Below are 18,239 nucleotides of genomic sequence, written 5' to 3'. Positions count from 1 at the left end.
TCCGTATTGCTTGCGAAGAGAGCGATTAACTCTCATATAGGGCTCTGCCAAGGCCTTCCGTCCGAAACTTGCCCCCTTCCCGGCCCCGAAAACTTGACGCTTGCTGGGTTTCATGATGAAGGTCTCGCCCGACTCTTGATCTTATTTTCCCGGAATATCATCGAAATGGCGACTGAACGTTACAACCCGCGCGATGCCGAGCCACGCTGGCAGCAGAAGTGGAACGAGGCCAAGGTTTTCGAAACCGACAACAACGATCCGCGCGAGAAATATTACGTTCTTGAGATGTTTCCCTATCCGTCGGGCCGCATCCACATGGGCCATGTGCGCAACTACGCCATGGGCGACGTGGTCGCCCGCTACAAGCGCGCCCGCGGCTTCAACGTGCTGCATCCGATGGGCTGGGACGCCTTCGGAATGCCGGCGGAAAACGCCGCACGCGACAACAAGGTGCATCCGAAGTCCTGGACCTATCAGAACATCGCGTCGATGAAGGCGCAACTGAAGGCCATGGGCCTGTCGCTGGACTGGTCCCGCGAGTTCGCGACCTGCGATGTCGATTATTACCACCGCCAGCAGCATCTCTTCCTGGACATGATGGAGAAGGGGCTGGTCTATCGCAAGCAGTCCAAGGTCAACTGGGACCCGGTTGACCAGACTGTGCTCGCCAACGAACAGGTCATCGATGGCCGCGGCTGGCGCTCCGGCGCGCTGGTGGAACAGCGCGAGCTGGTGCAGTGGTTCTTCAAGATCACCGATTTCAGTCAGGACCTGCTCGACGCGCTGGATACGCTCGACCAGTGGCCGGAAAAGGTTCGGCTGATGCAGAAGAACTGGATCGGCCGCTCCGAAGGTCTCACCATCCGCTGGGAAATCGTCTCGTCCACGGCTCCTGCCGGCGAGAGCGAGGTGGTCGTCTATACGACCCGCCCCGACACGCTGTTCGGCGCCTCCTTTCTGGCGATCGCCGCCGACCATCCGCTTGCCAAGGCGGTTGCCGCGACGAATCCGGCCATCGAATCCTTCGCCGAAGAATGCCGTCGGCATGGAACGTCGCTCGCCGCGCTGGAAACGGCCGAGAAGAAGGGGATAGACACGGGCATCCGCGTCAGGCATCCGCTCGATCCGTCCTGGGAACTGCCGGTCTATGTCGCGAATTTCGTGCTGATGGAATATGGGACCGGCGCAATCTTCGGTTGCCCGTCGGGCGATCAGCGCGACCTCGATTTCGCTCGCAAATACAGCCTGCCGGTCGTTCCGGTCGTCATGCCGAAGGACGGCGATGCCGCAACCTTTGCAATCGGCGATACCGCCTATGTCGACGACGGCGTGATGATTAATTCCCGCTTCCTCGACGGCAAGACGACTGACGAAGCTTTCGGAATCGTTGCCGATCAGCTGTCCAATACATTGCTGGGCAACATGCCGCAGGCGGAACGCAAGGTGAATTTCCGCCTGCGCGACTGGGGTATTTCCCGCCAGCGCTATTGGGGCTGCCCTATCCCGGTCATCCATTGCGAAGACTGCGGCGTCGTGCCCGTGCCGAAAAAGGACCTGCCGGTCAGGCTGCCGGATGATGTCACCTTCGATCAGCCGGGCAACCCGCTCGACCGACATCCGACATGGCGCCATGTGGCCTGCCCGAATTGCGGCAAGGACGCCCGTCGCGAGACGGATACCATGGACACCTTTGTCGATTCGAGCTGGTATTTCACGCGCTTCACGGCCCCTTGGGAGAACGGGCCGACCGATGCGGCCGCGGCCAATCATTGGCTGCCGGTCGACCAATATATCGGCGGCATCGAACACGCGATCCTGCACCTGCTCTATTCGCGCTTCTTTACCCGCGCCATGCGTGAAACTGGCCATGTGGACGTCAAGGAGCCCTTCAAAGGCCTCTTCACCCAGGGTATGGTCGTGCATGAAACCTACCGCCACGGCTCGGGGCCGAACGGTGAGTGGGTTTCGCCGGCGGATATTCGCATCGAGGAAGTCGATGGCAAACGACGCGCGACCCTCCTGTTGACCGGTGAGGAAGTCACGATCGGCTCGATCGAGAAGATGTCGAAGTCGAAGAAGAATGTCGTTGATCCGGACGATATCATAGCCTCCTACGGCGCCGACACGGCACGCTTTTTCGTGCTGTCCGATTCGCCGCCGGATCGCGACGTCATCTGGTCGGAGGCCGGTGTCGAAGGTGCTCATCGTTTCACGCAACGCCTCTGGAGACTGATTTCCGAAGCCTCCGAAGGCCTGGCGGGGGTCCATCCGGCTGCGGCCAGGGAGGGTGATGCGCTGGCAATCTCCCAGCTCGCCCACAAGACGCTGAAGGCGGTCCAGGGGGATTACGACAAGCTCTCCTTCAACAAGGCTGTCGCGCGCATCTATGAACTCGTGAACACGCTGGCCACGCCGCTCGGCAAGGTGGCAGTCGGCGAAGGTGATGCTGCTTATCGCGGCGCCGTTCGCAACGCTGCTGAAATCCTGATCCAGCTTGTCGCGCCGATGACGCCGCATCTTGCCGAGGAATGCTGGGCGGTGCTCGGTAATAAGGATCTGGTTGCCGAAACGGCCTGGCCGCAATACGACGAGGCACTGGTCATCGAGAACGATGTCACACTGCCGGTCCAGATCAATGGTAAGAAGCGGGCCGAATTGACAATCGCGCGCGACGCGGATCAAAGTGCGGTCGAGGCTGCGGTTTTGACGCTGGATGCGGTGAAAGCGGCTCTTGATGGCCGGGCGCCGAAGAAGATCATCGTCGTCCCACAGAGGATCGTGAACATTGTCGTTTGACCGCTCTCTTCGTCGCATTGGGCTCGTGTCCTGCCTTGCAATGCTTACCGTTCTTGCCGGTTGCCAGGTTCGCCCGCTTTATTCCGAGGCTCACGGTACCGGTGAACGTCTGGCTGCCGTCAGCTTCTCGCAACCTAAAAGCCGGATTGACCAGGTTATTCGCAACCATCTGATCTTCTTGACCTCCGGCGGAGCAGGTGAATCCAAGCACCCCGCCTATGACGTGAAGCTCGCAGCAACGAGCACGGCCTCCAGCATCATCGATGACGAGGACGACGACAATGTATCCACGACTGGCGTGCCGCTTCCCGGCCGCGTCCAGGTCGAGGGAGTCTATACACTCACCCGCGTGAGCGACGGTCAGGTGCTAAAATCCGGCAAACGGGAAGTCGTTTCGCTCATCGACGTTTCCGGCCAAGGCTTCGCAAAGCTGCGCGCGATCCGGGATGCCGAAAACCGCGCGGCAAGGGAGCTTGCTGAGTTCATCCGCGCCGAGATCGCCATTGTGCTGGCGCGCGAACCTCAGCCGCAAACGGCATGGCAGAAATAAAGTCCCACGAGTTCGATCGCTTTGCCGAAAAGGGCGCCGAGCTCTACAGGATTTTCGTGATCTACGGCCCGGATCGCGGCCTCGTTTCCGAAAGGGCGGCATTGCTGGCCCGCAAAACAGGCGTCTCCCAGGATGATCCGTTCGCCATGCTCAAGATCGATATTTCCGATCTTCAGGGCGACCCCGGCAAGTTGCTCGACGAAGTCAACGCGCTCGGCCTTTTTGGCGGCTCCAAGCTCATCTGGCTGCGCGGCGCGGCCAACGAAAAGCCGCTTTTGGACGCGATGCAGGTGCTTGCCGACGGTCCCGCAGCCGCCAATATTCTGATTGTCGAAGCCGGCGATCTCAAGAAGGGCAGCGGTCTGCGCAAAATCGCGGAGCCGGCCAAATCCATTGCCATTATCCCCTGCTATGCAGACGACATCAAGGCTCTCAACGGCCTCATCGATACCGAACTGGCGAGCGAGGGCCTGCGGATCAGTTCGGCTGCTCGCCAGAAACTTCTGGACCTGCTCGGCGGAGATCGGGCGGCATCTCGTAATGAAATCCGCAAGCTCGCTCTCTATTGCCGTGGTCAGGGTGTGATCGAGGAAGGGCATATCGAAGAAATCATCGGAGATGCCAGCAGTGTTTCCTCCGACGAGGCGGTCGATGCCGTCCTGAGCGGCGATCTTCCGGGCCTGCACCGCGCCATCCAGAAAGTGCTATCGTCAAAGACGCCGGTTTTCCTTGTTCTGCAATCCTGCCTGAAGCAGTTTCAGATGCTGGACTTGATGAAGGCCGAAATGGAAGAAAAGAAGCTGCCTGTCGCTCAGGTCATGATGACGCTTGGCCGGCATATTCACTTCAGGCGTAAACCGATCATCGAAAAAGCTCTGAGAAGTTGGAATTCCCAAGCGCTTTCCCGTGAAACCGAACGGCTTCAGGCTGCCGTTCTCACGTCGCGCCAGAAACAAAGCCTTGAGCCCAGCATCGCCTTCCACGCGCTGATGGCTATTACCATTCAGTCAAGCCGCTGAATTTCTTGGATTATCGCCGCTCCAGAAGGCGGCAGATTTCTTCGAGTTGCTCCAGCGTCCGATAGTTGATCCGGACATGGCCGCCGCCGCTCTTATGGTTGATCTTGACCTCCAACCCGAGAGAATCGGAGAGCGTCCGCTCCAATGCCAGGGTATCCGAATCCTTTTGTTCCGCTTTCGAAACGGATGCAGGCTCCGATTGCGCCTTGATATCGTTCTGAGCCAGCCGCTCCGCATCACGAACGGACATGCCTTTGGCGACGACCGTACGAGCAAGCGTCACCGGATCCGACGTGGTGATTAGGGCACGTGCATGCCCGGCAGATAGACTACCTACCGAGAGCATTTCACGAACCGGCTCAGGGAGCTTGAGAAGGCGCAGACTGTTCGCCACATGGCTCCGGCTCTTGCCGATGATCTCCCCCAGATCGTTCTGAGTGTAACCATGCTCGGCAATGAGCTGATCATACCCCATCGCCTCTTCGAGGGGATTGAGATCCGACCGCTGGACATTCTCGACGATGGCAAGCTCTAGCGCAGTCCGGTCGTCGACATCCCGGACGATGATCGGAATCTCAATCAATCCGGCAAGCTGAGCCGCGCGCCAGCGTCTTTCGCCGGCAATAATCTCGTATCGATCGCCCCCCGTCGGCCTCACGACTACCGGCTGCACGATGCCATGTTGACGTATCGAGCTCGCTAGGTCCTGCAGCTCGCTCTCGTCAAAATTCCGCCGCGGATTCTTCAGGTTCCGAGAAACATGCTCAATCGGAACCAGCCGGTCGGGATTGACGCTGCGCGGTGCGCTATCCACCGGCAGCGGCTGATCCATTTCACCGATCAGCGCCGCGAGCCCGCGGCCAAGGCGCCTCTTTGAAAGATCGTCGTTCATTCTCTCATTCACCTGTGAGTCTACAGCCTTCAAGCGGCCTTCCGCCTGCGTTCCCGCTGAATCACCTCCGAGGCCAACTGAAGATAGGCCTGACTGCCGGCGCATTTCAGATCATACAGAATAGCCGGCTTGCCATAGGATGGCGCTTCCGACACGCGGACATTACGCGGGATAAGGGTATGATAGACCTTCTCGCCGAGATATGTCCGTACATCACTGACAACCTGCTGCGCAAGGTTATTTCGTGCGTCGAACATCGTAAGCACAATCCCCTGGATATCTAGGGAGGGATTAACCGTACGACGCACCTGGTCGACAGTTTCCAGAAGCTGACTCAATCCCTCCAGCGCAAAAAACTCGCATTGCAGCGGAACAAGCACCGAATGGGCAGCAGCCATCGCGTTCATCGTCAACAGATTGAACGAAGGTGGGCAATCCACGAGGATATAGGAATAAGCCGCCGCTTCTTCGGTGTTGAGGGCGCGGCGAAGTTTGAATGCTCGATCGGGAGATTGAGAAATCTCCATCTCGAATCCCAGCAGATCCATGGTCGAGGGAACGATCGACAGATTGGGGACGGCCGTTTCGAGAGCAGCCTCGGCAATCGTGTTGTAACCCATCAGCAAGTCGTAGGAAGATAGTTTGCGATCCCTGCGTTCGATACCCAGTCCCGTACTGGCATTTCCTTGCGGATCCAGATCGACAATGAGCACATGCTCGCCGATTGCAGCAAGCGCTGTAGCTAGGTTTATGGCTGTTGTCGTCTTGCCGACGCCACCTTTCTGGTTGGCTATGGTGATAATCCGGTTCTTTTCGAACATGCCGCACCTGAAATCTAGGGTTCGTTGCGCCTTAAGTTGGCAATCTCGAGGATCATGGAGTCCGCCTCGACGACACTTCGATGTTCTACCAGATCGAAAGCCCAACGACCACGTGCTTTCGCGACTTCCGCCGCATAATCCCGGCCTTTATGAAAAAAAGCCCTTGCTTTCTTCCCAATCATCCAATCGGCGGAATATAAAAGAAGGAGATCGAGCTCCGCCAGGGCCCGTGCGGAGATTCGATCGCATTCCGGAATGATTCGCGGAGCCGTTTCTATTCGCACAGGGTGGACTGATCCACGCGCATGCGTTTCTGCCAAGGCAACCCGAAGAAAGGCAGCCTTCTTTTGGTTGCTTTCCACAAGATGAACCCAGCCATCCTGCAACTCGGCCAAAAATATTGCTGTAACAATCCCCGGGAATCCCCCACCCGATCCCAGGTCGATCCACCGGAGGGGCTCCGGTGAGAGCTGGAAGATCTGTGCGCTATCGGAAATATGGCGGTTCCAGAACTCATCCAGAGTCGAGGGGGCTACGAGATTGATCGTCTTCGCCCATTTTTGGAAAAGCAGAGCAAAATGCTCCAGCCTTTCCTGCGTTTCACGTGAAACACTCCTGCCGTTCAACAGCATCAGGAGACTCGTTTAACGCGATTGGCTGCTGCTTCTTCCCGACGGAGAAGCGCCAAGATGAGGGCAAGGGCCGCCGGCGTCATGCCGTCGACCTTCGAAACCTGGGCTAAATTAACGGGATTAGCGACCGCCAGTTTCTGTTTAAGCTCGTTGGAAAGGCCAGGAAGTGCTGAAAAATCAAAGCCTTGAGGGATGATACGTGCTTCGTCCCGGTGCGTCGCATGAATGTCGGCTGCCTGCCGGTTCATATAAACAGCATAGGAAGCCTCGATCTCCAAAGCTTCTCCCACCTTGGGTGAAAGCTCGCCGAGTTTGGGCCAGATGGTGACAAGTGATGTGAGTGACTGATCCGGATAGGCGAGGATTTCATACGCGGTCCGGCGCTGCCCATCCTGATTCATCTTCAGACCATGCTGGCTGGCTTCCTTAGGTGTCAGGTTCAAGGAGCGGAGAAGTTGACGCCCGCTGTTCAGCAACTCTTGATAAGCTCTGAATTTCTTCTTGCGCGCAATGCCGACGCATCCCAGTTCAACGCCCTTTTCCGTAAGCCTGACATCGGCATTGTCCGCGCGAAGCGAGAGGCGATATTCGGCCCGCGACGTAAACATGCGGTAGGGCTCAGTCACACCACGCGATGTCAGATCATCGATCATGACGCCGATATAGGAGTCTGCCCGGCTGAAATGATGGGGCTCCCTACCAGCCGCTGAGCGTGCTGCATTAAGGCCTGCCACCAGGCCCTGAGCTGCTGCTTCCTCATACCCTGTCGTGCCGTTGATCTGGCCGGCAAGGAAAAGCCCCGACATCTTTTTCACTTCCAGAGAAGCCTTCAGTTCCCGCGGATCCACATGATCATATTCGATCGCATAACCGGGTTGTAGAATAGAGACCTCCTCCAGTCCGGGAATGGTTCGTATGAAGGCCTCCTGTACTTCCGCCGGCAGCGAGGTGGAGATACCGTTCGGATAAACCGTCCAATCATCCAGGCCCTCCGGCTCTAGAAAGACCTGGTGGCCGTCCCGCTCGCCAAACCGAACGATCTTATCTTCAATGGATGGGCAATAGCGCGGCCCGACGCCCTCGATCTGGCCGGAATACATGGCCGACCGATGGATATTGTCCGAGATGATCTTATGGGTCGCATCCGTCGTGCGCGTAACCCCACATGCTATCTGCGGGGTCATGATCCCATCCGTCATGAAGGAAAACGGAACCGGATTCTCGTCCGCTTCCTGCCGCCCAATGCCGGCCCAGTTTATCGTTCTTCCATCCAGCCGTGCCGGCGTACCGGTCTTTAACCGTCCAAGCTTGAGGCCGAGGCGAGACAAGGTGGCCGACAAACCAAGCGAGGGTTCTTCCCCAACACGACCTGCCGGTGTTTTTCGGTCGCCGATGTGAATCAAGCCGCGAAGAAAGGTGCCAGTCGTCAGCACAACCGTTCCGCATCCGAATCGACGCCCATCCTTCAGCTCGACCGCGGCGACGCGACCGTTCTGAATATCGATGTCAAACGCATCCCCTTCGATCACGGTCAGATTCGGGTGGCTGAAAAGCTCGCGCTGCATTGCCAGGCGATAGAGTTTCCGGTCCGCTTGCGTCCTTGGCCCTCGGACCGCAGGTCCCTTCTTCCTGTTGAGAAGCCGAAACTGAATCCCCGCCTCGTCAGCAACCCGTCCCATCAACCCATCCAAGGCATCCACTTCACGGACCAGATGCCCTTTGCCGAGACCGCCGATAGCGGGATTGCAGGACATGACACCGATCGTCTCTTTTTTGTGGGTGATCAGCGCGGTTCTCGCACCCATGCGAGCGGCGGCACTGGCCGCCTCACAGCCCGCATGCCCGCCCCCGATCACAATCACGTCGAAAACCGTGTCCATTTTCATCTCTCCATGAAACCGCGTCGCCGCTACGTTTCACGTGAATCATTTGCCAATACAGAATTGCGAAAAAATGACATCCAGAAGCTGTTCGACATCCACATGGCCGGTGATCCTGCCGAGCGACGATGCAGCCGCCCGAAGGCTTTCAGCTCGAATGTCCAGTTCCCGGCCATTTAGCGCTTCTGCGACCGATTGGGAAGCCTCTTTCAAATACTGGACCTGCCGTTGTCGATTGGGAACGAGTGAACCCGTCCAAACCTTGCGCAACTCCTCCAGAATACGCCCGCGCAATTGCTCCAAGCCTTCACCCGTCCTGCTGGAGATGCAAAGGTCGTAATTCGGCGAAACGCCATGCTTGTCGAGCTTTGTACCCAGCCGAAGCAGATTTGTTGAGGGTAGTTTCGCGTCATGTTTCGAAACCGAATCGATTTCCTCCAGCTCAAGGATCATGTCTGCCTGTTCGATTGCGATCCGCGCCCTCCGCACGCCTTCCTGTTCAACAAGATCTCCTGTCTCGCGAAGACCAGCCGTATCGAAGAAGCGGACTAGATAGCCTTCCAGATCGATATCTACATGGAGGATATCTCTTGTCGTCCCTGCAATTTCCGTGACAATCGCGACGTCTCGTTTCGCTAAGGCATTGAGTAGACTTGATTTTCCTGCATTAGGTGGCCCGGCGATCACCACTTTGTATCCATCGCGGACGATTTCACCTGCCTTCGCGGACCCAAGATGCTGCTCGATCTCGGCGTAGAGATCGCCCATATCTAACCACACACGATCGGATACCGAGCCCGGGACATCATCCTCGTCGGCAAAGTCCAGCTCCGCCTCTATCATTGCACGTGCGCGCGTCAGGCGATCCGCCCAGCTCCGATAGAGGACGGACTGGCCGCCAAAACTCTGCTCGACGGCAAGCCGCCGCTGCATCTCCGTTTCAGCAGAGATGAGGTCCGCGAGACCCTCGACCTCGACCAAATCGAGCTTACCATTCTCAAACGCGCGGCGTGAGAACTCGCCGGCCTCGGCAAAACGGAGGCTCGGAAGGGCTGAAAGCTCTTCGTAGACAGCGGATACCACCGCACGGCTCCCATGCAGATGGAGTTCCACACAATCCTCGCCGGTAAAGGAAGCCGGTCCCGGAAAACAGACAAGCAGCGCCTGGTCGATAACCGATCCGTTGCGGCTCCGAATCGCTCTGAGGCCGGCCTTCCGTGCAATCGGGAGATCGCCTGCCAGAGCCGTCGCGGCATCGAACGCCTTGGGACCGCTCAACCGCACAACCGCGACGCCCGCCGGCAGGGTGCCGCTGGAGAGTGCAAAGATCGTGTCCTCGGTTCGGTTCATCCGGATGCTTTATCAAACAGGTCCAGAAACTCAAAGCGCCCGGTTTCAACCGGGCGCTTTGAGAATTCGGGAATCCGGCTAAGGATCAAGTGTTCATCGAGTCGAAGAAGTCGCCATTGTTCTTGGTCTGCTTCAGCTTGTCGATCAGGAACTCGATGGCATCGGTCGTACCCATTGGCGCAAGGATACGGCGAAGCACGAAAATCTTCTGGAGGTCCTGGCGCGGCACAAGCAGATCCTCCTTGCGCGTACCGGATTTCAGAATGTCCATGGCCGGGAATATGCGCTTGTCGGCGACCTTGCGGTCGAGCACGATTTCCGAGTTGCCGGTGCCCTTGAACTCTTCGAAGATGACTTCGTCCATGCGGCTGCCGGTGTCGATAAGCGCCGTGGCGATGATGGTCAGCGAACCGCCTTCCTCGATGTTACGGGCGGCGCCGAAGAACCGCTTCGGCCGCTGTAGCGCGTTGGCGTCCACGCCGCCCGTCAGAACCTTACCGGACGACGGCACGACCGTGTTGTAGGCACGGCCGAGGCGGGTGATCGAATCGAGCAGGATGACAACGTCGCGGCCGTGCTCGACAAGGCGTTTGGCTTTCTCGATCACCATCTCGGCGACCTGTACGTGACGAACGGCCGGCTCGTCGAAAGTGGAGGAAACCACCTCGCCGCGCACGGAGCGCTGCATGTCGGTCACTTCCTCCGGGCGTTCATCGATCAGGAGAACGATGAGGTAGCATTCCGGGTGATTCGCCGTGATGGAATGGGCAATATTCTGCAGAAGGACTGTCTTACCCGTACGCGGTGGCGCGACAATAAGGCCACGTTGGCCTTTACCAAGCGGCGCAACAAGATCGATGACGCGAGCCGAGAGGTCCTTCGAGGTTGGAACATCGAGTTCCATCTTGAACCGCTCATTCGGATAAAGCGGGGTCAGATTGTCAAAATGTACCTTGTGCCGGATCTTTTCCGGATCATCAAAGTTGATTGTATTGACCTTCAGGAGCGCGAAATAACGCTCGCCTTCCTTCGGCCCGCGGATCGGACCTTCGACCGTATCGCCGGTCTTCAAAGAAAACCGTCGGATCTGCGAGGGAGAGATATAGATATCGTCCGGGCCAGGCAGATAATTGGCGTTCGCCGAACGCAGGAAGCCGAATCCGTCCTGCAAGACCTCGACTACACCTTCGCCGATGATCTCGATGTCCTGGCTCGCCAGAACTTTGAGGATCGCGAACATCAGCTCCTGCTTGCGCATCGTGCTGGCGTTCTCGACCTCCAGGGATTCGGCAAAGGTCAGCAAATCGGTAGGAGATTTGCTCTTGAGTTCTTGAAGCTTCATTTCAGCCATGAAGAGGGGACCGTAGTGTGAGAATTTTAGGGAGAATATAGGCGTGTCGGTGAACTTCGCTCCCGCGGAAGATGATCCAGGGACGATGGGAAATTACACGCATGCCACGAGATGAGATGGGGCGAAAATAGCGACTCGCGTGGAATGCCGCAAGGGGCAAGCAGAAATTCTTGCTGAGAAAAAGAACATCAAAACGGTTTTACGATCACGAGGATGACAATTCCGATCATCAGCACTGTTGGCAATTCGTTCATCATCCGCCAATAGCGCGGTGATTTACGGTGACCGTCGACCGCGAAATTCCGGACGGCGCGACCAAACAGCACATGCACGAGGGTAAGAAGGATCACCAGCCCGATCTTCGCATGCAGCCAACCGCCGCGGAATCCATAAACATCCCAGGCCAGGAAAAGGCCCAGAACCCATGTGATCATCATCGCCGGGTTCATGATGATCTTCAGGAGCCGCTGTTCCATCATTTTGAATGTTTCCGAATGGGCTGAGCCCGGTTCCGCATCGCTGTGATAGATGAAAAGCCGCGGCATATAGAGAAGGCCGGCCATCCAGGAGATCACTGCGATTACATGGAAAGCCTTGATATAGAGGACAAAATCATCCGGCCGCACCAGGTAGACCGCAGCCAGGATCGCGATGAAGACGACAAGCGCGACGAATGCGCGAACTGCCGATCGCCGCCCGGCCGCCCGGCCGCTCTGCAGCTCGGACGCATTCATACCCTTGCTCCCCGTACGCGCCTCATCAGCGCCGTCACATGATCGGGATTGGCCTCTGGTGTGATGCCGTGCCCGAGATTGAAGATCAGCGGTCCGTTTCCGAGTTTGTCCAGAATCGCATCGATACCTTCCTCAAGCGGCTTTCCGCCGGCGACCACCCGCATCGGATCGAGATTGCCCTGAATCGGCCCGTCTTTCTGCAGCTCGGCTGCGAAAGAAAGCGGCACCGACCAGTCGAGACCGATCGCATCCGCCTTAGTCCTCTGACGATAGGTCTTCAGGTTGAAACCAGCACCTTTGGCAAAGGCTATGATCTTGGCTTGCGGGCGTTCCTTGCGAACGATCTCGATCATACGCGCAACCGGCCCTGCAGCGTAAGCTTGGAACTCTCGCTCTCCGAGAACCCCCGCCCAGGAATCGAAGATCTGCACAGCGTCCGCACCCGCATCGATCTGAGCGATCAGATATTCTGCCGATACCTCGGCCAGGAAAGAGAGAAGTTTTTCGAAAGCGTCGGGGTACCGGTAGGCAAACAGCCGGGCGGGAGCCTGGTCCTGGGTGCCGTGGCCGGCGATCATATAGGTAGCCACCGTCCAGGGCGCGCCGCAAAAGCCGAGCAGGGCGGTTTCTTCCGGCAGTTCCTTTCTCAATCGACGCACCGTCTCGATCACCGGTGCCAGGTGGTCGAGAACGCCGTCGCTCTTCAATCTTTCGATGGCGGAAACGTCGATCGGGTCCATCTGTGGACCTTCTCCCTGCACGAAACGAACATTTCGCTTCAGAGCATCCGGAATAACCAGGATGTCGGAAAAGAGGATCGCCGCATCAAAGCCATAGCGCCGGATCGGCTGCAAGGTCACTTCGACAGCCAGGTCCGGGGTGTAACAGAGATCGAGAAAGCTCCCGGCCTTCGACCGCGTTTCCCTGTATTCCGGAAGATAGCGTCCTGCCTGCCTCATCAGCCAGATCGGTGGCGGCTTGACCGTCCTGCCTTCAAGCACCGCGACGATCTTACGGGTTTCGCCGGTCAATGGGTTCTCCCTAAATCAAAGAAAAGAATTTAATTTTGTTTTCTATTTCTTAGAGTCGGTGGGTAGCAAGGATTAAAGTCAAATCACAGCCGACGCGGCGATCCGCCACTCTCGCCATCAGGATGGAACAGAACCTGCGAGAAATCTTGTAATTCAAGGGAGAAATCAATTTTTTGACGAGATTCCAGAAGGATAGGCGCGGTGTGGCCTCGTTGCCATCTGTGGATAAACTGGGGATGGAAAGCCGCTTGGAGGTCTTTATCCCCAAAGCCCACAAGTTCGCTTGATTGGCGTCCACGAAACCTGCAGATGTGGAAAACGAGGCAGTTTTCCAGGCGACGGGCGACCGGCAGGCAGATGCGGATCGTCTCTCCCGAGTTGTCAACAAAGGGTAAAGATTAGCGTGGAGAACAGAAAAAACTTCTTCCATCTGCATCTGATATCTGACTCGACGGGCGAGACTCTTATCTCCGCTGGCAGGGCTGCTTCGGTTCAATTCCAGTCGTCGTTTGCGATCGAGCATGTCTATCCACTGATCCGGAACCGCAAGCAGCTTTTGGCGGTGTTGGAAGACATCGATCGGGAACCGGGCATCGTCCTTTACACGATTGTCGATCAGGAACTGGCGGGATTCATCGACCAGCGCTGCCGTGAAATGGGTCTGCCAAGCGTGAATGTTCTTGAGCCGATCATGGCCACGTTTCAAGCCTATCTCGGCGCACCGTCCCGCCGGCGGGTGGGCGCGCAACACGCCCTGAATGCCGACTATTTCAAGCGTATCGAAGCGCTCAACTTCACCATGGATCATGACGACGGGCAGATGCCGGAGGACTATGACGAGGCGGATGTCGTGCTGGTCGGTATCAGCCGCACGTCAAAGACACCGACCAGCATCTATCTTGCCAACCGGGGTATCAAGACAGCCAATATCCCGATCGTACCTGGTGCCGACCTGCCGGAAAGCCTTTATCGAGCTACTCATCCACTCATCGTCGGCCTCGTCGCGACAACGGATCGCATCAGCCAGGTCCGCGAAAACCGGGAGCTTGGGGCGACACATGGCTTCGATCACCGGCATTATACCGACCGTGCAACGATCAACGAGGAGCTGAAATATGCCCGCGCTCTGTGCGCCAGGCACAATTGGCCAGTCATAGACGTGACGCGTCGGTCGATCGAGGAGACGGCAGCCGCAATCGTTGCGCTGCGCCCGAAGCTGCGTTAAGCGGAAACGCCTGCCGCTTCTGGGAGATTCCTCGTGACAGTTCCCCTTGTGCTTGCCTCCGCCAGCCCCTTTCGCCGGATGCTGATGGAAAATGCTGGCCTGACATTTGAAAGTCGTGCCGCCGAAATCGATGAACGGGAGATGGAAGCAGGCCTGGAAGGGGCATCCCCTGATCAGGTGGCGCTGGCGCTCGCCAAGGCCAAGGCGCTGGATGTGAGTCAGCATTTCCCCGGTGCGCTGGTGATTGGATCGGACCAGACCATGTCTCTCGGCAACCGGGTCTATCACAAGCCGAAATCCCTCGGGGAGGCGAAGGAGAACCTGATGTCGCTTGCCGGCAAGACCCATCGGCTGAATAGCGCCATTGCATTTGCCCGCGATAACGATGTCGTCTGGGAACATGTCGCCCATGCCGACCTGACCGTGCGGACATTGAGCGATGCTTTTGTCGATCGATATCTGATGCGCGTTGGAGAAAAGGTCTTCGGCAGCGTCGGCGCCTATCAACTTGAAGGCGAAGGCATCCAGCTCTTCTCGAAGATCGACGGAGACTATTTTACCATCCTGGGCTTACCCATGTTGCCGCTCCTGGACAAGCTGCGCGAACTTGGAGCGATCGATGGCTGATTCACGTGAAACACTCTTGGTTAACGCCTTCGTTACCGGCTGGCCCGTAAAGCATTCACGTTCGCCGCTGATCCACAATTATTGGCTGAAGCAGTTCGACATCACCGGTACTTACAAAGCCGAAGCTGTCTCAGAAGAGGACTTTCTGGCATTCATTCAGGCCTTGAAGGATGGCAGTTCGGGATATCGCGGCGGCAATGTCACTATTCCGCACAAGGAACTGGCTTTCAGACTGGCAGACCGACCGGATGCTTTGGCAGAGGAACTCGGCGCCTCGAACACGCTCTGGATGGAAAATGGTCTGCTCAACGCGACGAATACCGATGGCTATGGCTTCACGGCCAATCTCGATGACCGTCATCCCGGTTGGGATAAGATCGGCCGTGCCGTGATCCTCGGCGCTGGCGGTGCAAGCCGTGCTGTCATTCAGGCTGTCCGCAATCGCGGTATTGGCGAAATTCACGTGGTCAACCGGACCGTTCCACGCGCCCAGGAGCTTGCCGATCGCTTTGGCCCGAAAGTGCATGCCCACTCTCTGGAAGCGCTGAGCGAGGTGATGTCCGGTGCTGGCTTGTTCGTCAACACGACATCCCTAGGCATGGATGGCGGCGAGGCGCCGCAAGTTGATTTCTCGTCGCTGAGGGACGATGCAGTCGTCACCGATATCGTTTACGTCCCGCTGAAAACCCCCTTGCTCGCTCAGGCGGAAAACCAGGGTTTTGCGATCGTCGATGGCCTTGGCATGCTGCTTCATCAGGCCGTGCCTGGTTTTGAAAAATGGTTCGGGCGTCGGCCATTGGTCGACGAGGCCCTTCGCGATCTCGTCATCGCCGACATGGAAAGACATTGATGATCGTCATCGGGCTCACCGGCTCCATCGGTATGGGAAAATCCACGACCGCAAAAATGTTCGCGGAAGAGGGCGTGCCGGTGAATGATTCGGATGCCGTGGTCCATGATCTCTACCGCACCGATGCGGTGAAACCGATCGGTCAGGCCTTTCCGGGCACGGTCAGGGATGGCGTCATCGACCGTCAGGAGCTATCGCGCCAGCTTGCAGCCGCACCGGAAAAATTCCCGCTCCTTGAATCGATCGTTCACCCGTTGGTTCGGAGTCGCGAAATTGAATTCCTGGAACGTCATCGACAAGCCGGCACTGATCTTGTGCTGCTCGACATACCGTTGCTCTTCGAAGTGAAGGGAGAGGATCGTGTGGATGTCATCGTCGTCGTCACCTGCGATCCACAGATACAGCGCGAAAGGGTGCTTGCGCGTCCCGGCATGACCGAGGAAAAATTGGCGATGATTCTCTCCCGCCAGATGCCGGACGCGGAGAAGCGGAAGAAAGCCGATTTCCTGGTCGATACCGGCTTCGGGCTGGACGCGGCAAGACAAAGGGTGCGCGAGATCATAGCCACTTTGAAAGCGGCAAAGGTGAGCGCCAAGGAAACGGACCAATGACATGCGCGAGATCATTTTCGATACGGAAACCACGGGCCTCGAAACGAAATTCGACCGGGTGATTGAGATCGGAGGCATTGAGCTCATCAATAATTTTCCGACCGGAAGAACGCTGCATCTTTATATCAATCCCGGCGACCGCAAGGTCCATCCGGATGCGCTTGCCGTACATGGCATTACTGACGAGTTCCTGAAGGATAAGCCAAGTTTTGCCGACGTGGCTCATCAGATCATCGAATTTTTTGACGGTGCCAAATGGATCGCCCATAACGCCACCTTCGACATGGGTTTCATCAACGCGGAGTTCGACCGGCTTGGGCTTCCGCCAGTCATGATGGACCGGGTCGTCGATACGCTCGCCATGGCCCGCCGCAAACATCCGATGGGGCCGAATTCGCTTGATGCGCTCTGCCGCCGGTACGGCATAGACAATGCGCACCGCACCAAACACGGGGCGCTTCTCGACTCCGAGCTCCTGGCGGAAGTCTATATCGAAATGACCGGTGGCCGCCAGGCAGCGCTTGGCCTGTCTGATGCGGAAAGGCCGACGACGGTAATCGAAGTCGAGGAAGTGGTCGTGACCGTTGCCGGCCGCCCACGGACTTTGGCCGCCCGCATCACAGCAGCGGAGATCGAAGCCCATGGCGCCATGGTCGCAACGCTCAAGGAGAAGGCGCTTTGGCTGAAATATCAGATTGTCGAGTGAAATGAAAAAAGGCCGAGTCAGGGACCCGGCCTTTTTTATTGCAACGGATCAGGTTTAGCTGTTCAGCGATTGCACCTTGGCGCGGGCCTGTTCTTCGGCCATGCGCTGCGTGAACATCTGCGCGAAATCGATTGGATCGATCATCAAGGGCGGGAAACCGCCGTTACGCGTCACGTCGGCGATGATCTGGCGTGCGAAGGGGAAAAGCAGCCGCGGGCATTCGATGAACAGCAGCGGCAGCATGTGTTCCTGCGGGAAACCGCTGATGCGGAAAACGCCGCCATAGACCAGTTCCGTCGCGAAGACGACTTTCTCGTCTTCCTGGGCCTTGGCCTCCAGTGTCAGCACGACGTCGAAATCGACCTCGGAAAGCGGGTTGGCGTTGACATTGACATTGATGTTGATGCTCGGGGCTTTGTCGCGTGCCTGGAGCGATCGGGGTGCGCCGGGGTTCTCGAAGGAGAGATCCTTGGTGTATTGTGCCAGGATATTGATGGACGGCGTTGCTGCCTGGTTGTTTTCGTCTGCCATGGGATTTCCTCGAGGCGTTGGAGCGTTGAGGCCCTCTAACATTTCGGGTTAGAGGGTTTCAAGGCTAAATGGGAACGTTGTTGGGCTTGCCAATCCCCGGCAAACCAACTGGCCTGTTCAATGTTCCTCGTTTTTTGGTCCGGCCCAGGGCGAGGAGGGATTCGAATTGCGATGGAAATCCTGCTCGTCGAGATCGACTACCGGGCCTGATTTCTTACCGCCCGGGGAGGACCGGTCGCCGTCGTAACGGTAGCGCGTGCTGCTGGACGTGCGGACCACCACGATGCGGCGGCCGATCAATGACCAGAGGCCCCCGCGCACGAATGGGATGAAGAGCGCCAGACCGATAATGTCGGTGATGAAGCCTGGCAGGAGGAGCAGGATGCCGGCAATCACGATCATCGCGCCGTCGATGAGGGTCCGGCCGGGCACCCGGCCTTCCCGGCCTTCCGTGGAAATCTCTCTTAGAATATGCATGCCCTGCCTGCGGAGCAGGAACGCGCCAAGTACCGCTGTGCCGATCACCAGGCCGAGCGTCGCCCATAGGCCGAGCGCACGCCCCACGAGCACAAAGCCGGCGATTTCTGCCAGAGGCCAAACGATAAGAAAGAGCGGCACGAGAAAGAAACGCAT

At 57.7% G+C, this 18,239-nt stretch carries 18 protein-coding genes; 8 read left to right on the top strand and 10 right to left on the bottom strand.

All coding sequences use genetic code 11. From position 1 onward, the window contains the following. The first annotated feature begins 165 nt into the window (after positions 1–165). Genes leuS through holA form a run of 3 tightly spaced genes read left to right on the top strand, consistent with a single transcriptional unit; the run spans position 166 to position 4,365 of the window. Positions 166–2,796, top strand: a complete 2,631-nt coding sequence (leuS, locus tag ABK249_RS25060) for a leucine--tRNA ligase (RefSeq protein WP_348864337.1) — start codon at positions 166–168, stop codon at positions 2,794–2,796. Between the two features lie 40 nt (positions 2,797–2,836). Then, positions 2,837–3,346 (top strand): hypothetical protein, encoded by a 510-nt coding sequence (locus ABK249_RS25055; RefSeq protein WP_052182996.1) that lies wholly within the window; start codon positions 2,837–2,839, stop codon positions 3,344–3,346. Next, the gene (gene holA / locus ABK249_RS25050) at positions 3,334–4,365 is read left to right on the top strand and encodes a DNA polymerase III subunit delta (RefSeq protein ID WP_348864336.1); all 1,032 of its coding nucleotides are present in this window, start codon (positions 3,334–3,336) and stop codon (positions 4,363–4,365) included. The genes ABK249_RS25055 and holA overlap by 13 nt, the downstream gene beginning before the upstream one ends. A 10-nt stretch (positions 4,366–4,375) precedes the next feature. Here holA and ABK249_RS25045 read toward each other — a convergent pair whose 3' ends face one another. The 8 genes from ABK249_RS25045 to hemE form a co-directional block, all read right to left on the bottom strand. Continuing rightward, positions 4,376–5,257 (bottom strand): ParB/RepB/Spo0J family partition protein, encoded by an 882-nt coding sequence (locus ABK249_RS25045; protein WP_227704624.1) that lies wholly within the window; start codon positions 5,255–5,257, stop codon positions 4,376–4,378. A 29-nt stretch (positions 5,258–5,286) separates the two neighbouring features. Then, positions 5,287–6,078 carry a ParA family protein gene (locus tag ABK249_RS25040; RefSeq protein ID WP_037154040.1) on the bottom strand — a complete coding sequence of 264 codons (792 nt, stop codon included), beginning with the start codon at positions 6,076–6,078 and terminating at the stop codon, positions 5,287–5,289. Between the two features lie 14 nt (positions 6,079–6,092). Continuing rightward, entirely contained in the window at positions 6,093–6,710 is a 618-nt protein-coding gene (gene rsmG / locus ABK249_RS25035) for a 16S rRNA (guanine(527)-N(7))-methyltransferase RsmG (protein WP_348864335.1), read from the bottom strand. Beyond that, a complete protein-coding gene (gene mnmG / locus ABK249_RS25030) occupies positions 6,710–8,590 on the bottom strand; it encodes a tRNA uridine-5-carboxymethylaminomethyl(34) synthesis enzyme MnmG (protein WP_348864334.1) in 1,881 nt (626 codons plus the stop codon). The genes rsmG and mnmG overlap by 1 nt, the downstream gene beginning before the upstream one ends. A 45-nt stretch (positions 8,591–8,635) precedes the next feature. Then, on the bottom strand, positions 8,636–9,940 hold the full coding sequence (gene mnmE, locus ABK249_RS25025) for a tRNA uridine-5-carboxymethylaminomethyl(34) synthesis GTPase MnmE (protein ID WP_152601183.1): 1,305 nt from the start codon (positions 9,938–9,940) through the stop codon (positions 8,636–8,638). Positions 9,941–10,025: 85 nt separating this feature from the next. After that, positions 10,026–11,291, bottom strand: a complete 1,266-nt coding sequence (gene rho / locus ABK249_RS25020; RefSeq protein ID WP_152601182.1) for a transcription termination factor Rho — start codon at positions 11,289–11,291, stop codon at positions 10,026–10,028. A 188-nt stretch (positions 11,292–11,479) separates the two neighbouring features. Further along, the gene (hemJ, locus tag ABK249_RS25015) at positions 11,480–12,025 is read right to left on the bottom strand and encodes a protoporphyrinogen oxidase HemJ (protein WP_037154025.1); all 546 of its coding nucleotides are present in this window, start codon (positions 12,023–12,025) and stop codon (positions 11,480–11,482) included. Continuing rightward, entirely contained in the window at positions 12,022–12,984 is a 963-nt protein-coding gene (gene hemE / locus ABK249_RS25010; RefSeq protein WP_415926481.1) for a uroporphyrinogen decarboxylase, read from the bottom strand. The genes hemJ and hemE overlap by 4 nt, the downstream gene beginning before the upstream one ends. A gap of 475 nt (positions 12,985–13,459) precedes the next feature. On the opposite strand from hemE, the gene ABK249_RS25005 reads away from it, so the two are divergent. Genes ABK249_RS25005 through dnaQ form a run of 5 tightly spaced genes read left to right on the top strand, consistent with a single transcriptional unit; the run spans position 13,460 to position 17,075 of the window. Beyond that, positions 13,460–14,281: a pyruvate, water dikinase regulatory protein gene (locus tag ABK249_RS25005; protein WP_227704628.1), complete on the top strand. Its 822-nt coding sequence runs from the start codon at positions 13,460–13,462 to the stop codon at positions 14,279–14,281. A gap of 33 nt (positions 14,282–14,314) precedes the next feature. Next, complete coding sequence (locus tag ABK249_RS25000) at positions 14,315–14,908, top strand: Maf-like protein (protein WP_037154017.1); 594 nt, start codon at positions 14,315–14,317, stop codon at positions 14,906–14,908. Further along, the gene (locus ABK249_RS24995) at positions 14,901–15,758 is read left to right on the top strand and encodes a shikimate dehydrogenase (protein ID WP_348864332.1); all 858 of its coding nucleotides are present in this window, start codon (positions 14,901–14,903) and stop codon (positions 15,756–15,758) included. The genes ABK249_RS25000 and ABK249_RS24995 overlap by 8 nt, the downstream gene beginning before the upstream one ends. Next, positions 15,758–16,369: a dephospho-CoA kinase gene (coaE, locus tag ABK249_RS24990; protein ID WP_037154011.1), complete on the top strand. Its 612-nt coding sequence runs from the start codon at positions 15,758–15,760 to the stop codon at positions 16,367–16,369. Before ABK249_RS24995 ends, coaE begins: the two co-directional genes overlap by 1 nt. A 1-nt stretch (position 16,370) precedes the next feature. Next, positions 16,371–17,075 (top strand): DNA polymerase III subunit epsilon, encoded by a 705-nt coding sequence (gene dnaQ / locus ABK249_RS24985; RefSeq protein WP_037154009.1) that lies wholly within the window; start codon positions 16,371–16,373, stop codon positions 17,073–17,075. Positions 17,076–17,129: 54 nt separating this feature from the next. Here dnaQ and secB read toward each other — a convergent pair whose 3' ends face one another. Together secB and ABK249_RS24975 are read right to left on the bottom strand one after the other, a co-directional pair. Continuing rightward, the gene (gene secB, locus ABK249_RS24980; protein ID WP_037154006.1) at positions 17,130–17,606 is read right to left on the bottom strand and encodes a protein-export chaperone SecB; all 477 of its coding nucleotides are present in this window, start codon (positions 17,604–17,606) and stop codon (positions 17,130–17,132) included. Between the two features lie 117 nt (positions 17,607–17,723). Further along, the gene (locus ABK249_RS24975; protein ID WP_037154003.1) at positions 17,724–18,239 is read right to left on the bottom strand and encodes an FxsA family protein; all 516 of its coding nucleotides are present in this window, start codon (positions 18,237–18,239) and stop codon (positions 17,724–17,726) included.

Origin of the sequence: Neorhizobium phenanthreniclasticum (assembly GCF_040066075.1) — a bacterium.
Taxonomy (GTDB): Bacteria; Pseudomonadota; Alphaproteobacteria; order Rhizobiales; family Rhizobiaceae; genus Neorhizobium; species Neorhizobium petrolearium.
This window is presented reverse-complemented; position numbering and strand designations above follow the sequence as displayed.

What these genes read in the sequence shown, in the direction of transcription:
- leuS (WP_348864337.1), top strand. Translation starts at nt 166, where the DNA reads ATGGCGACTGAACGTTACAACCCGCGCGATGCCGAGCCACGCTGGCAG.
- ABK249_RS25055 (WP_052182996.1), top strand. Translation starts at nt 2,837, where the DNA reads ATGCTTACCGTTCTTGCCGGTTGCCAGGTTCGCCCGCTTTATTCCGAG.
- holA (WP_348864336.1), top strand. Translation starts at nt 3,334, where the DNA reads ATGGCAGAAATAAAGTCCCACGAGTTCGATCGCTTTGCCGAAAAGGGC.
- ABK249_RS25045 (WP_227704624.1), bottom strand. Translation starts at nt 5,257, where the DNA reads ATGAACGACGATCTTTCAAAGAGGCGCCTTGGCCGCGGGCTCGCGGCG.
- ABK249_RS25040 (WP_037154040.1), bottom strand. Translation starts at nt 6,078, where the DNA reads ATGTTCGAAAAGAACCGGATTATCACCATAGCCAACCAGAAAGGTGGC.
- rsmG (WP_348864335.1), bottom strand. Translation starts at nt 6,710, where the DNA reads ATGCTGTTGAACGGCAGGAGTGTTTCACGTGAAACGCAGGAAAGGCTG.
- mnmG (WP_348864334.1), bottom strand. Translation starts at nt 8,590, where the DNA reads ATGGACACGGTTTTCGACGTGATTGTGATCGGGGGCGGGCATGCGGGC.
- mnmE (WP_152601183.1), bottom strand. Translation starts at nt 9,940, where the DNA reads ATGAACCGAACCGAGGACACGATCTTTGCACTCTCCAGCGGCACCCTG.
- rho (WP_152601182.1), bottom strand. Translation starts at nt 11,291, where the DNA reads ATGGCTGAAATGAAGCTTCAAGAACTCAAGAGCAAATCTCCTACCGAT.
- hemJ (WP_037154025.1), bottom strand. Translation starts at nt 12,025, where the DNA reads ATGAATGCGTCCGAGCTGCAGAGCGGCCGGGCGGCCGGGCGGCGATCG.
- hemE (WP_415926481.1), bottom strand. Translation starts at nt 12,984, where the DNA reads ATGAGGCAGGCAGGACGCTATCTTCCGGAATACAGGGAAACGCGGTCG.
- ABK249_RS24995 (WP_348864332.1), top strand. Translation starts at nt 14,901, where the DNA reads ATGGCTGATTCACGTGAAACACTCTTGGTTAACGCCTTCGTTACCGGC.
- coaE (WP_037154011.1), top strand. Translation starts at nt 15,758, where the DNA reads ATGATCGTCATCGGGCTCACCGGCTCCATCGGTATGGGAAAATCCACG.
- dnaQ (WP_037154009.1), top strand. Translation starts at nt 16,371, where the DNA reads ATGCGCGAGATCATTTTCGATACGGAAACCACGGGCCTCGAAACGAAA.
- secB (WP_037154006.1), bottom strand. Translation starts at nt 17,606, where the DNA reads ATGGCAGACGAAAACAACCAGGCAGCAACGCCGTCCATCAATATCCTG.
- ABK249_RS24975 (WP_037154003.1), bottom strand. Translation starts at nt 18,239, where the DNA reads ATGCGTTTCTTTCTCGTGCCGCTCTTTCTTATCGTTTGGCCTCTGGCA.